The sequence below is a fragment of the uncultured Sphingomonas sp. genome (assembly GCF_913778135.1).
GTDB lineage: Bacteria > Pseudomonadota > Alphaproteobacteria > Sphingomonadales > Sphingomonadaceae > Sphingomonas.
Map to the genome: position 1 here is coordinate 41,220 of NZ_CAJYVU010000036.1, position 13,992 is coordinate 55,211.

Genomic DNA, 13,992 nt, shown 5'->3' on the forward strand with positions numbered 1-13,992 from the left:
TCGGATCGGGCGATTCGAACTGTGCCACCGCGGCGGATGCCGAGGCGGCAAAGGCGACAGCGGTAAGCAGGCGGTACCTGGCCATCCTGCAATACCCCCGGTGTCGATAATACTCCCGGTGTCGATGAAGCATTCATGCCTTTGACGGTCACGTGGGGATGCTGGACCGTCACCACCACACGGTCCAGCCCTGCCGCATCAATACCGCACGCTGATCGTCCCCATCACCGTCCGGGGCGCACCATAATATCCGCCGTCAAAGTTGGTCGCGGTCAGGTATTTGGTGTTGGTCACGTTGCGCAGGTTGACCGCGGCGGAGACATTCGGGGTAATGCTGTACGCCGCCAGCAGGTCGAGCAGCGCGTAATTGCCCTGGCGGCCGAGGCCGGTCGGCGAGATGATGCGGCTCTGGTATTGCGCGGCCGCGCCTAGCTTCAGCGCCGGTAGCATCGGCAGCGTGTAGCTGACGTTCAGCCTCCCGGTGTTGCGCGCGACGTAGCGGCGAACGGGGCGTCCCTCCGGATCCTCGATCCGCATCACGGTATAGCCGCCCGTCACCTGCAAGCCGGGTGCGAGCTGCCCGCCGATGTCGAGTTCGAGTCCCCGCGACCGCGCGTCGATGCCCTGGTAATAGGTGCGCGTGACGCCATCGACGGTCTTGATCCCGGCGGCCTCGGCGGTGTTGTCCTGCCGCGTCTGGAATGCCGCCAGCGTCGCATTGAGGCGTCCGTCGAACCACTCGCCCTTTAGACCGACCTCGAGGTTCTCGCCCTCGATCGGGTCGATAATGCGGTCGTTGATGTCGAGCAGCTGGTTCTGCGGATTGAAGATCGTCGTCCAGCTTCCGTAGATGCTCACGTTCCGCGACAGGTCCACGGTCGCGCCGGCGAAGGGGAGGAAGCGCGTCGCGTCGAAATCGGTGTTCGCGCCGTAGGAGAAGCCGGTGCTCTTGGCGTGAGTCACGTTGCCCCCGAACATCACCTTGACGCCGTCGCCGGGATTGAGCCGGACGAGGCCATAGACCGTTTCGCGCCGCGTGTGCGTGTTCTGGCTCGACGCGGGATCGGTCGAGAAAGTCGTCGGGAAATTGGGCAGCGGAAAATCACCCGCGAACAGGTCGGGATAGGGGAGGATGTTGCCGATCGTGCTGTTGTCGTAGCTCGAGAGTTGGACGTACTCCTGCGCGCTGCGGTTCACGCCGATGTTGATCTCGTGCTCGCGTCCCAGAAGCGTGACGGGGCCGGTTATGTAGGCCTCCATCGTCAGATTGCGCGTGGTCGCGCGGAACTTGCCTGGGTAGCTCGCGATGCCGATCGAGTTTCCATCGGCGTCGGTACCGATTCCATTTGGCGCGCCGCGCACCGGGTTGCCGTAGACGTAGAACAAGGTGTTATTTTCATCAGTCGCGCGGCGGATCGCCGAGGCGCGCGCGATCCAGCCGTTGCCGAAGCGGTGCGTGATGTCGCCGAAGATCTGCCGGTCGATCACATTCCAGCTCGACCAGTCGGGTGCGACGTTCGACGAGCGATTGAAGTTCAGCGGCGTGCCGTCGGTGTAGGTCAGCGGGATCGCGCCCCACATCGCACCGCGGCTCTTGTGATCCTGGTAGCCGTACCCGCCGCTCACCGTCGTGTTGGCGCCGAGATCGGCCTCGACGATGCCGTAGCCGACCCAGCGGCGCAGGCCGTAGCGATCGAGATAGCTGTCGCCGTCCTGATACGCCCCGACCGCGCGTGCGCGGACGCTGCCGTCCTTGGTGATCGGCACGCTCAGATCCGCCTCGCCGCGATACTGGTCGAACGAGCCGTATTGCGCTGATGCGCGCACCTGCAGGTCGCGGGTCGGCCGTTTGCGGATGAAGTTGACGACAGCCGACGGGTTGCCGGTCGATGACAGTAGCCCCGGCGCGCCGCGCACCACTTCGATATGGTCGTAAAAGGCGGTGTCGATCGAACCGGTCTGAATGCCGAAGGCGAACGGCACGCCGATGCCGTCGATCTGGAACGTCTGGATGTCGAACCCGCGCGCGGAGAAATAAACGCGGTCGGTCTCGCCCGCCTGGACGTTGATGCCGGGCACGGTGCCGAGCAGCGTATTGACGTCGTTGAGCTGGAAATCCTCGATCTGCGCGCGCGTCACCACGCTGACCGACTGTGGCGTGTCACGCAGCGACAGGTTCATCCGCGTCGCGGTGGTCTGCCCGGGGATAGTATAGTCCTGACTGCCCTCAGTGCGTGCGCCGGTGACGACGATGTCCTCACCCGCCTGCGGTGCAGCCGCAGTCGTGTCGGCAGGCGCCGCGTCGGAGGCGGCGACAGGCTGGGTTGCGATGGCGATCGCGCTGGGATCGGCAGCCGCCATCAGGGCAGCGAGCAGGGCAGACATGGTGTTCCTCCAAGAACCTTATGGTGGTCTCTTGGCGGTGATCGAAAGCTAATGCAAGTGACTATCAATAACACCGATGTGGTACTCGGCGTAGTTCGCCTTGTTCCGATCCCCTGCATGCGATCTCGATGTGCCCGTCAGATCGCTGTGAGTTGGCGTGCCGGCAACTAACCGGTTTGTAACGCTTGGTGCGTAGAGCAGGGCCAAGGTCGCAGCGTGTGCAGGAGGCCAGCGCGAATGTACCAGTCTGCGAAAATGCATGGTTTTAAGTCCGATCTTGATCAGAATGTGACGGCGCTGCTTTGTAAATTTGCGTCGCGCCATTATGCTGATCCGATGTCCGATCCTCATGCTTCACCAGAAGAAATCGGTGAGTGGTCCGATGAGAAGCTGCTTGCCGAGTGGATCCAAAGCGACTCGTCGTCCGGTGACCCGGTAGCCAATGCGTTCGCTGCCGAGGCGAAAAGCCGGGGTTGGATTTCCGGCGCGTCGAGATCAGTCAAGCTACGTGACAAGATGCGATCGATGACGCGGGCTGTCGCTCATCGCTTCAGTCATCCTTAGCAACTTGATCCGCATATTCGAGAGAACCGCTACAAGCTTCGTCTGTTCGGGTTGGCCCTTCATCGAAGAAGAGCCATGCAAATATCGGAGAGCGGCGGGGGTTAGCCAAAAAGGCCGCGCGAAGGGTGGAGGCCCTTCACGCGGCTGAGCGGACACTGCGGGCGGGGTCTCGGTCGCCCGCAGGTATGTCGCCGGCGCCTAGAAGTGTACGCGCGCGCCGAAGGTGAAGTAGCGGCCGATCACGTCGTAGGTGGTCGGGAAGGTGTTGCCGCTGTTGAACGCGGTGCCGCCCACGCCCGAGCCGACGATTGGCGGCTTCTTGTCGAGCAGATTGTCGACCGTCAGCGACAGGTCGAGCTGGTCGTTGACCTGGAAACGAAGCGCCAGATCGAAGTAGTCATATGCGTCAATCGAGCGGAAGCCGGGCTGGATGCCCGCGGTCGGCACGCCGGTGTAGGTGACGCCGTTGATGACCACGGTCGAGCTGCCCGACAGCGCCGGGTTCGGACCGCCCGGCTGCGCGGTCGTCAGCGGGTTGGTCGCGGTCGCGCGGTACGGCTCCAGGTCGACGCGGTTAATGTGGCGCCACAGGATCGAGGCGTCGAACCCGCCGAGCGAGTAGGTCGTGCGCGCGTTCCACTTCCACTCGGGCCGCGGGTTGAGGCAGTTCGTGCTGTAATAGCCCGTGCAGTCGCGATTGATCGAGTTCGGCGTCGCTTGGAAGTGGTAATAGTCGAGCCAGGTAGCGTTGAAACCGATGCTCAGCGCGCCCGCATTGTTGAGGCCGAAGTCCTCGAGCGGAATGCGCTGCGCCACGCCGATGTCGATGCCCGCGGTGTGGATCACGCCCAGGTTCGATCCACCCAGGATTACGCCCGGCGTCTCGCCCGCGCCGTTCAGCGTGCCGTTCAGTGGGTTGCGCTGAATGAGCTGGCAGAAGCCGTTATACGCGAAGGTGGGGTTGAGCGCGGCCGAGTAGCAGCCGTTCAGGATGTCACCCTGCGCCGGCGTCGTGATCGCGTCGGTCACCTTGATGTTGAAATAGTCGACCGTCAGCGAGAAGCCCGGCAGTACGTCCTCGCGCGCGATCACTGCGCCCAAGGTGTAGGTGCTGGCGCGCTCGACATCCAGGTTCGGATTGCCCGAGGTGGTGACGTTGATCTGCGTCGACGAAGGCGGCGAGATGCTGCCGATCGTGCTCGCGGGTGCGCCGGTCGCGACGCACAGCGCGGTCAGCGCGGCATTGCCGTTCGGTAGCGCCAGCTGGCACGGGTCGGTGGTCAGATTGCCCAGACCCTGCACCTGGCTCTGGAACAGCTCGGAGATGTTGGGCGAGCGGACCGCCTTCTGGTACATGCCGCGGAACTTGAAACCGCGCACCGGCTCGATGCTGCCGCCCGCCTTCCACGTCGTCGACCCGCCGGTGGTCGAGTAATCGGAATAGCGGATGCCGCCTTCTGCGGTGACGCGGTAAAGGAACGGCACGTCGGCGATCAGCGGCACGATGATCTCGCCGAATGCTTCCTTCACGTCATACTGGCCGCGATCGGGTGGGGTACGCGCGCCGGTGCCGAGCACTTCGCCCTGGATCTGCGACGGGAAGTCGGGGAAGGAGGCGGCCTCGATCTTGCGATACTCGCCACCGATGTTGAACCCGATCGGCGCCGAGGCGAACGGCGAGGCGAAGCGGCCGAAATCACCGGTGATGTTGCCGTTGACGACCGTCAGCCGCGTCTTGCGACGAATACGCGCGTCGAGATCGAAGAAGTTGATCATGTCGGGGGTGATCGAACCCTCGGCCCCGAACAGGTTGAGCGGAACGCAGCCGTTCGTCGTGTCGGTGCAGACGGGTGCGCCAGCCCCGTTGCGGTACGAGCGCAGCGCCTGCTGGACGCGGGTGAACGAGCCCCAGTTCTCGCGATCCTGGTTTTGCGTCGTCTCGCCGTACTGCGCCGAGAAGTCATACTTCAGACCGCTGACGATCTCACCGCGCAGGCCGGCCTGGACCTGGAACTGCTGCGATTCGATCGGATTGCCGCGCGGGCCGTATTCGGTGAAGCGACGTTGCGCGATCACCGGGATCTCGAGATAGCCGGGCGTGCCGGGACCACCGCGTACCGCAGCCGCGGTCGCGCAGGCGGCTGCCGTGATGCCGCGTGCGGCGCACAGCTGGTTGCGCGCGGCCGCGGGCAGATAGGCGTTGTTGAGCGACAGCTGATAGGTGTTGGTGAAGGTCGCCGAGGGGGCGAGCTGCAACCGCACCTCGCTGCGCGTGTACATCGCCGACGCGTACGCCTCGATCCCTGAGGTGATCTCGTAGCGGCCTTGTGCGAACACGTTGTAGCGGTCGATCGGCGTCTGGTAATAGGTGCCGAGGTTCGAGTTGTAGGTGTTGCCCGCGGTCGCGCGGTCGAGCGCTCCTGTTGTCGGATTGATCACCCCGCCGATGATCCCCTGCGCGCCCGCAGTCGAGCCGAAGAAAGCACTGGCGTTGGGCGAGGTGAAGATCGTCGGCACCGATGCGGTCGATCCGCTGAACAGACCCGTGACCGAGCTGATCGGGATCGTGCCCGACGCACGGTTGGTGGTCAGCAGTTCGGCTGCCTTGGTATAGCCCAGACCCAGCACGACGTTGCCGCGATCGTCTGCGAGATTCGAGCCAATCGTCAGATCGGCCTTGAACTGGCGCGCGTCGCCGCGTTCCGAGATGCCGTATTGTGCGCGCGCGTCGAAGCCGGTGAAATTGCGCTTGGTGATGAAGTTGACGACACCCGCGACCGCGTCGGCGCCGTAAACGGTCGAGGCGCCACCCGTCACCACGTCGACGCGCTCGAGCAGCGCGACCGGGATGACATTGGTGTCGACGATGTTGTCGAGACCGAACGGCACGATGCGGCGACCGTCAAGCAGCACCAGCGTGCGGTTGGTGCCGATGCCGCGAAGGTCGAGTGAGGACGATCCGTCGGAGCCGTTGTTGACCGCGCGACCCAGGTTCGGGCGCACCGCGGGCAGGCTGCGCAACAGGTCGTCGGCGGTCGCGGGCTGGCGGAACGCGATTTCCGCACCGCTGACGACGTTGACCGGGCTGGCGGTGGTCAGGTCGGGGCGGGCGATGCGCGAACCGGTGACGACGACGTCCGCGTCCGCCTGCTGCGTCGTCTCTTCCTTTACCTCGGGCGCGGCCTCGGCCGGCTGGGTCACCTGCGCCGACGCGCCGGACGCCGCGGTGAACGCCCCCATCAGCAACGTGGACGCGAGCAGATAACGACGGATCGGTGATGCCACTTATTGTTCCCCTCTCGTCACCCCCCGGTGACGGCATGTTGCGACCGTTTCGGCCCGAGAGGATGATGTTGCAGTGGTAGTTTCCGCGCAACGATCATGTGAGTGGGAATGCGTCATTGTAAATTAATGTGTCATCTATGACACAAAATAAGCAACAATCATTGTCCTATTAGCTGCAGCGATAACATAATAATAAAGCGTGATAATCACTGTCTTGGTAAGTAGTTCTGGCGCAAAGCTAGAGCGTTGATATGAAACAATATTCGCATTCGCGTTTGTAAGCGGTGGAGCAAAGGCGGCATTATGCCTGAGCTGTGCACGCCCTAGAGGGGCACGCGTGGCAGTGGAAACCTGCTCAACCAGCGTTCGGCTGTGGCGCGATCATCGACGCGGCACAGCCTGTGACATGGCGTGTAGCAAGGAGATGATGGATGGCTCGGCGCGACGTCCACGAAAAGCGTGATCGATTATGGGCGCGCTACTGGGCGATCAGGGAAGCGCACGGCTGCGGTTTTTGGACACCGATCCTGTGGCACTTGGCGCTTGGCGGGGATTGTTCGGCGATGGTGACGCTCGCCGATACGTTTGATCGTCCTGGGCGGATGGCCGACCGGTTCAGCAGGGCAGGGCTGTACCGCCGCGCGGACAGGGGCGGGTATGAATATGCTGCGCAGCATCTCGCAATGGACGCCTTCAACCGCGGCGATCGCGCCGGCTATCGATACTGGTTGCGGCGTGCGAGCCGGTTCGATCCCGACTACCTCACGCAGATGAAACGGTTCGAGACCCGGCTGCCGCATCAGCTCGCGCGCAAACGCGGGCGCGGTCGTCCCTATCGATGGTACGACTGAGCCCGGCTCGATCGGGCGCGTCACGCGCCGGGGTAGATCACCCCTCGTTCGCTGCCTTGAACTTCGCGGTGCGGGCGGCGCGGTCGGCCATCTGGAGCCAGGCGCTTTCCGAACGACGGCAGCGTTCGCGGACGTGGTGGAGCGTTGCGGCGTCGGCGTCGCGGGCGCAGGATGCGGCCTGTTCGCGGTAGTAGCTTTCCATCTGCACTCCCCTTCTTGGTATCGGTTCGGTTTATGCCCCGTGCGTGCCGACCCCGGTCGGACCGTCGATGACGCGGCGCACCTTGGTGGCGAGTTCGGTGCGCTTGTACGGTTTTTGGATCAGCTCGAATTCCGCGCCGCGCGCGTCGACGCGCTCGATCGAGGATTCGGCGTAGCCGGTGGTCAGGAGCACGTTGATCCGCGGGCGGCGTCGCTTGACCTCGCGCGCCAGCATCACGCCGTTCATGCCGCCCGGCATGATCAGGTCGCTGAACAGGAGATCGATCTTCACGCCCGCGCCGTCGAGAACCGCCAGTGCCTGATCGGCATTCTCCGCCCGCAGCACGGTGTAGCCGAACTCGCTCAGCACCGCCTCGGCATAGTCGCCGACATCGACCTGATCCTCGACCACCAGCACCGTCTCGTTGCCGTGCTTGTCTGCCATCGACCGCTGCGGCTGCGCGCCCTCGGGCTCGACCTTGGCGGCTTCGCACGGGAACAGCATGCGCACGGTCGTGCCGTGGCCTTCCTCCGAGTAGAGCCGGAGCGACCCGCCCGATTGTTTCATGAAGCCGTAGACCATCGAGAGCCCCAGCCCGGTACCCTTGCCCTGGTCCTTGGTGGTGAAGAACGGCTCGGTCACGCGCGCAAGGATTTCCGGCGACATGCCCGTGCCCTGGTCGGCGATCGTCAGCATGACGTAATCGCCGGGCTCGAGCTCACCGAAGCCTTTGTCGCCCGCCTCGAGCGTGCGGTTTGACGCCTGGATCGTGATCGTGCCGCCGTTTGGCATCGCGTCGCGCGCGTTCAAGAGCACGTTGATGATCGCGAGCTCGGCCTGCGTCGGATCGATCCGCGCGTTGCACGTCTTCTCGGCATGGCGAATGTCGATGCGGATCGCGCCGCCCGCGGTCCGCTCGATCAGCGGTTGCAACTGGTCGATCAGGTCGACCAGGTTAACGACGCGTCCCTGCAGCTTCTGCTTGCGCGAGAAGGCGAGCAATTGCTGCGTCAGCGTCGCACCGCGCTCGGCCGCCTGCATCACCGCGCGGATCGAGCGCGCGGCCTTGCCGCGGTCGAACTCGCCCGGCTTCTCCAGATTGTTGAGCACGATGTCGCCGAAACCCTGAATCACGGTCAGCAGGTTGTTGAAATCGTGCGCGACCCCGCCGGTCAGCTGCCCGACCGCTTCCATCTTCTGCGCCTGACGCAGGCCTTCCTCGGCGTCGCGCCGGCGCGTCACGTCGAGCTGCGAGGCGAAGAAGTAGATCAGCTTGCCGTCGGCATCGAACACCGGCGAGATGAACAGCGCGTTCCAGAACGAGGCGCCATTCTTCTTGTAGTTGAGGATTTCGACCGAGGTCTCACGCCGCTGCTCGATCGCGCGGCGCACCTCCGCCACCGTGTCGCGGTCGGTGTCGGGGCCCTGCAGCAGGCGGCAATTGTGCCCGACCAGCTCGTCCCATTCATAGCCGGTCATGTTCATGAACGCGGGGTTGGCGAAGACGATCGGATTGTCGTGCTTGTTCGGATCGGTGACGATCATCGGCATCCGCGTGGTCTTCACCGCCGCGAAGAAGATGGTGTTGTGATCGTCCCCCATGTCGTGATTCGCCATGCCGGCCAGATGCGGGGGCGGGCCGCCGGGCGGGGTTTCACTCGTCTCGTCGGCCATCAATGTCCCTGGGGTACATGCGTGGAGGCAAACCCCGAAGTGCCGGCCCTCGGCCGCACCAACCAACATAAGTTGGGATTGTTCCCTGACGGGCGTGATTTCGACCAAGTGCATGGTCGCGGCCGGCTTTTCGCGCATGCGCGATGCAGCGGGGGAACGCTTCGCGCACGCCGGTCTTTAACGTGCATCAGCTTCACTGTCCCGGATGTGCATGACGCGATTGTTCTTCCTCCACGCGCTGGGCGCGAGCGCGCGGTCGTGGGACCGGGTGATCGAGGCATTGCCCGGCCATGATTGCGTCGCGCTCGACCTGCCGGGGTTCGGCGACCATGAAGCGATGGGACACCTGAGTGTTGCCGAGACGCTCGACTGGTTCGCGGGCGAGGTCGCAAGTCATGACAGCGCACGTTGGATCGTCGTCGGCCACAGCATGGGCGGCAAGATCGCGACGCTGACCGTCGCGCGTCGCCCCGCCGGGCTCGCTGGCATCGTCCTCGTAGCGGCCTCGCCGCCCGCGCCCGAGCCGATGGACGAGGCACGCCGCGCCGAGATGATCGGCTGGTTCGCCGATGGTCCCGCTACCCACGCACAGGCCGAAAAGTTCATTTCCGCCAACACCGCGGGTCCGCTGCCGCATGACCTCGCCGAGCAGGCGATCGTGGATGTGCGACGCAGTTCGCCCGCGGCGTGGCGTGGCTGGCTGGAACAGGGCGCGTGCGAGGACTGGGACGCGAGGGTAGGGGTGATCGACCTGCCCGCACTGATCGTCGCGGGGAGCGAGGACGGCGACCTCGGCGAGGACGCGCAGCGCCGGCTCAACGCGCCGCACTACACCCACCTACGGATCGAGGCGGTCGCCGATGCGGCGCACCTCATCCCCTACGAGCAGCCTGAGGCGCTCGCCGCGCTGATTGCTGCGTACGTCCGCCATATCGAACAAGAAGGAGAGCGTTGATGGATCTGGGTATCAAGGGCCGCGTCGCACTGGTCAGCGGCGCCGATTCCGGCATGGGCAAGGAGACCGCGCGGCTGCTGCTTGAGGCGGGCTGCCGCGTCGCGCTGACCGACAAGGGCGACAATACGCTGGACGAGGCGGCAAAAGAGCTGTCGTCGCTCGGCGAGGTGATCGCGGTTGCGGCCGACGTGCAGAAGCCTGACGAGGTGAAGAAGCTCTGGCAGGAAGTGCGCGAGAAGCTCGGCGACCCCGACATCTACGTCAATGCGGCGGGTGTGACGGGCGCGACGGGCGACTTCCTCGGGGTTGACGATGCCGGCTGGCAGGAAACGCTCGACATCAACCTGATGGGAGCGGTTCGGATGTGCCGCGAGGCGATCCCGGCGATGCGGTCGAAGGGCTGGGGCCGGATCGTGCTGTTCGCGTCCGAAGACGCCGTGCAGCCCTATGTCGACGAACTCGCCTATTGCGCGTCCAAAGCCGGAATCCTGAGCTTGGCGAAGGGTTTGTCGAAGGCGTACGGCTGTGACAACGTGCTGGTCAACACCGTCTCGCCCGCGTTCATCGCAACGCCGATGACCGACAAGATGATGGAAAAGCGTGCGGAGGAAAAAGGCACCAGCTTCGACGAGGCGATCGACAGCTTCCTCAAGGAAGAGCGCCCCGGCATGGTACTCGGTCGCCGCGGCCGCCCGGAGGAAGTCGCCTCCGTCGCCGCCTTCCTCTGCTCCGAACGCGCGAGCTTCATCACCGGCGCGGGCGTCCGCGTCGACGCGGGATCGGTGTTCACGATCCCGGCATAAGTCGTGCTTTCACCGCAGCGCCTCGCTCAGAAGGCGTTGCGGTGGACCAGCACCTTGAATGTCGCGATTAGGATCTGGATGTCGCGAAGCACACTCCAGTCGTTGATGTATTCCAAGTCAGCATCGAGCCGATTGGTTAAGTCTTCGGTACGATGCGTCGCACCGCGAAAGCCACGCACCTGCGCGAGGCCGGTAAGTCCTGGCTTGCATGCGTGTCGATGGTGATATCGCGGGTCCACCTCCCAAAATAAGCGGTCACCCGCCAGCGACCCGAGCGCATGCGGGCGCGGACCCACGAAGCTCATGTCGCCGCGCAGGATGTTGAACAGCTGAGGCAGCTCGTCGATGCTAGTCGCGCGGATCAGCTTGCCCATGCGGGTCACACGCTTGTCGTGGCGCGACGTCGATTGCGCACCCGCGGCGTCCGATAGCTCGCTACGCATGCTGCGAAATTTAAACATTGGGAATAGCCGGTTGCCGTAACCAACCCGTGGCTGCACGAAGAAGGCCGAGCCCGGGCTGTCAAGCTTGACCGCGACAAACACCGCGAGCAGCAGAGGGGAAAGCAGAATAATCGCGGGCACTACGATTGCGAGGTCTAGCATGCGCTTCATCACCCGCTCACGAAGTGGCAGCGCGCCAATGGAGACGAGAACGGTGGCAATCCCGGCGAAATGCTTGTTACCGATCGCGCCGAACTGATCGAGCTCGGGCACCAGCAACTCGGTACGCACCGCGCTACCCTTCATCGTTACAGCCCAGAATGCGCGTCGTTCGGGCAGGCAGGCGATGAACGCCTCGTCTACACCCTTCAGCGCCTGTGCCAGCCGATCGAGAAAATACGGGTGCGGTGTTCCTGCGCCAGGATCGATCCGGCGCGCGTCCAGCGTTGCGACGTTAGGTGGCAGATCGATTGCCAAGCCGTCGAGCACCACCAGGCGCGATACCGCTGAACCAGCAAGCAACCGCGCGCCGACAGCGCCTAACAAGGCACGTAATATGGTCAGCAGCACCCCTGACAGCAGCAGCGAGGTGCCAGCGAGTAGACGCGGCACGTAAACGGCGCGATTGAGGCAGAAGGAGATGAACACAGCCAGCAACATGGCGCCCATCAGAGATGCGAGGCTCGCACCGGTACCACGCAGCCACTGCTCGAGCGTAGATGGACGCAGATTGCGAACCTCAAGCAGCAGGAACAGCGAGAAAGTGGCGACAAACAGTCCCAGCGTCGGGATATCCGGCGAAACACTCGGCTGCAGGTAGCGCGCCAGCCAGAAGCCCAGCGACACCGCCACCGCGTCAACGAGCAGGATTGCGGCATAAAGCCGCATGCGCGTTTGACGTTTCAGCGACATCCGCTTTCCTGCGACGGTCGTATCCAACATGTTACACACTAACCACTAAGACCATGCCGGGTAGCCAATCACCACCCGAAAAGGTAGTGGCAAAAAAGACACATCTCAGCTAAAGCAGAAGCTGGCAATAAGCTAAGCAATCTTTGCTACCTACATTAATTCACACGAGGGCCTTATCACTCCTGAGGGTGTACGTGGTATGAACATAATGAATTTAGCTGTTTTGTACGTTGCGCATGTTTAAAACATCAAAAGTGCGCTAAAATCTATAAATAAGTTATAGGATAAAAGATCACAGTATTATAAAACTTATAACCCGTTATTTTACTTGTCTCATTGGCAAAAGACTAGTAACCACGTGAAATGCAGAGCAATAAGTCTTTAAACAATTATATTCGACAGCAACGTAGCGTATGTAGTAGCGTTAGCTTAAAGCGGCGACGTTGCATGGACGATTATCGATCCGCTTGCAAATCAAGTGCCCGTCAGTCGGCATCGCTGGCGCGTAATTACTACGGACTTAGCCTGTTTACACCATTCCAGCGAAATTTCCAAACAGATACCGATCGCGTACATGCCGCGCGCCAACGCAGCGCCTTGTATCTCACTACATGTGGCCACTTACGTGCGGCACGTCGCATGCACACGAGCCGACTATGTTCGTATACCATTCCCGCACATGCGACGAATGAACGTCCATAACGTATGCCAGTCGATCAGCTACAATCAGTGGTGTTCACATGTGATCGGCATTAGACTTGAACAAGTTGCGCACAGACGAAATTGAAGCTGATCAGTTAATAGCCGGACCGGAGGAGTGCTGGGCGTGGCTGCCACGCCGCGTGCGTCTCAACTCCGCTTCATCTCCTCCTGCAGCAGCTTGACGTCCTGGCTGCGGCCACGTGGCAGGATCAGGATATCGTTGCCGCTCGCAACCACGATCAGGTCGTTGACGCCGACCATCGCGATCCGCGCGCCATCGCTGCGTACCAGGCAATTGCGGCTGTCGAGCACGATCGCATCGCCGTTCACGACATTGCCGTGCTCGTCGTTGTCGGCGATCGCATGCAGCGCGTCCCAGCTGCCGACATCGCTCCATCCCATCGCGACCGGCACCACCGCGACGCGATCGGCCTTCTCCATTACTGCATAGTCGATCGAGTCCGACGGCGAGGCTTCGAACGCCGCCTTGTCGGGGTGAACCCGCACACCATCGCGCTGCGCGCCCCTGAGAGACGCCTTCGCGGCCGCGAGGATATCGGGTCGGAACTGCTCTAGTGCCGATAAATAGGCATCGGCGCAGAACAGGAAGATGCCGCCGTTCCAGGCATGATCGCCGCTCGCGATCATCGCCTCCGCCACATCACGCTGCGGCTTCTCTACGAAGCGCGCGACGCGGTGAACACCGGCAGCGACCTCGTCACCCACCTTGATGTAGCCGTAGCCCGTCTCCGGTGCATCTGGCGTGATCCCGAAGGTGACGAGCCAGCCATCCTCGACCAGCGGCAGTGCAGCGTGGATCGCGGCGTGGAAGGCGTCCGGATCGGCGATCACGTGATCCGACGGCATGACTAGCAGTGGCGCCTTGCCGTCGGCTTCGAGCGCAGCCAGCGCGATCGCCGGTGCGGTATTGCGGCCGGCGGGCTCCAGGATTACCGCCTGCGGCGAGGCGGTGATCTCGGCTAGTTGCGTCTCGACCTGATCGGCATGCGCCGCATTCGCGACCACGATGGGTGCTGCAAAGGCGTCGCCGTGCGCGCGCGCCGCGGTCAGTTGCAGCATTGTCTCGGCCGCGGTCAGCGCCAGGAACTGCTTGGGTCGCTCCGGCCGCGACATCGGCCACAAACGCGTTCCCGATCCGCCGGACAGGATCACCGGCACGATTGCTGACAAATGTATTCTCCTCAGTCCCCCCGCT

At 63.3% G+C, this 13,992-nt stretch carries 10 protein-coding genes; 4 read left to right on the top strand and 6 right to left on the bottom strand.

The annotated features are described in order from the left end of the window. Positions 1-198: 198 nt before the first annotated feature. Positions 199-2,385, bottom strand: coding sequence for a TonB-dependent siderophore receptor (locus tag QZ847_RS03705; RefSeq protein WP_294353161.1), 2,187 nt, complete (start codon positions 2,383-2,385; stop codon positions 199-201). A 237-nt stretch (positions 2,386-2,622) separates the two neighbouring features. On the opposite strand from QZ847_RS03705, the gene QZ847_RS03710 reads away from it, so the two are divergent. Continuing rightward, positions 2,623-2,949, top strand: a complete 327-nt coding sequence (locus QZ847_RS03710) for a hypothetical protein (protein ID WP_294353164.1) — start codon at positions 2,623-2,625, stop codon at positions 2,947-2,949. A gap of 198 nt (positions 2,950-3,147) precedes the next feature. Here the strand turns inward: QZ847_RS03710 and QZ847_RS03715 are convergent, their stop codons facing one another. Beyond that, positions 3,148-6,234: a TonB-dependent receptor gene (locus tag QZ847_RS03715; RefSeq protein ID WP_294353166.1), complete on the bottom strand. Its 3,087-nt coding sequence runs from the start codon at positions 6,232-6,234 to the stop codon at positions 3,148-3,150. A gap of 431 nt (positions 6,235-6,665) precedes the next feature. Between QZ847_RS03715 and QZ847_RS03720 the strand changes: the two genes are divergently transcribed. Next, positions 6,666-7,085, top strand: a complete 420-nt coding sequence (locus QZ847_RS03720; protein ID WP_294353168.1) for a hypothetical protein — start codon at positions 6,666-6,668, stop codon at positions 7,083-7,085. A gap of 37 nt (positions 7,086-7,122) precedes the next feature. Here the strand turns inward: QZ847_RS03720 and QZ847_RS03725 are convergent, their stop codons facing one another. Then, a complete protein-coding gene (locus QZ847_RS03725; protein ID WP_174195254.1) occupies positions 7,123-7,287 on the bottom strand; it encodes a hypothetical protein in 165 nt (54 codons plus the stop codon). A 30-nt stretch (positions 7,288-7,317) separates the two neighbouring features. Further along, positions 7,318-8,961, bottom strand: coding sequence for a histidine kinase famiy protein (locus QZ847_RS03730; RefSeq protein WP_294353170.1), 1,644 nt, complete (start codon positions 8,959-8,961; stop codon positions 7,318-7,320). 211 nt (positions 8,962-9,172) lie between these two features. Between QZ847_RS03730 and QZ847_RS03735 the strand changes: the two genes are divergently transcribed. Together QZ847_RS03735 and QZ847_RS03740 are read left to right on the top strand one after the other, a co-directional pair. Then, positions 9,173-9,916, top strand: a complete 744-nt coding sequence (locus QZ847_RS03735) for an alpha/beta hydrolase (RefSeq protein ID WP_294353172.1) — start codon at positions 9,173-9,175, stop codon at positions 9,914-9,916. Beyond that, positions 9,916-10,719 carry an SDR family oxidoreductase gene (locus QZ847_RS03740; RefSeq protein WP_294353173.1) on the top strand — a complete coding sequence of 268 codons (804 nt, stop codon included), beginning with the start codon at positions 9,916-9,918 and terminating at the stop codon, positions 10,717-10,719. Before QZ847_RS03735 ends, QZ847_RS03740 begins: the two co-directional genes overlap by 1 nt. Positions 10,720-10,745: 26 nt before the next feature. Here QZ847_RS03740 and QZ847_RS03745 read toward each other — a convergent pair whose 3' ends face one another. Continuing rightward, positions 10,746-12,104 (bottom strand): sugar transferase, encoded by a 1,359-nt coding sequence (locus QZ847_RS03745; RefSeq protein ID WP_294353175.1) that lies wholly within the window; start codon positions 12,102-12,104, stop codon positions 10,746-10,748. Between the two features lie 819 nt (positions 12,105-12,923). After that, positions 12,924-13,967: a mannose-1-phosphate guanylyltransferase/mannose-6-phosphate isomerase gene (locus QZ847_RS03750; protein ID WP_294353177.1), complete on the bottom strand. Its 1,044-nt coding sequence runs from the start codon at positions 13,965-13,967 to the stop codon at positions 12,924-12,926. Between the last annotated feature and the right edge of the window lie 25 nt (positions 13,968-13,992).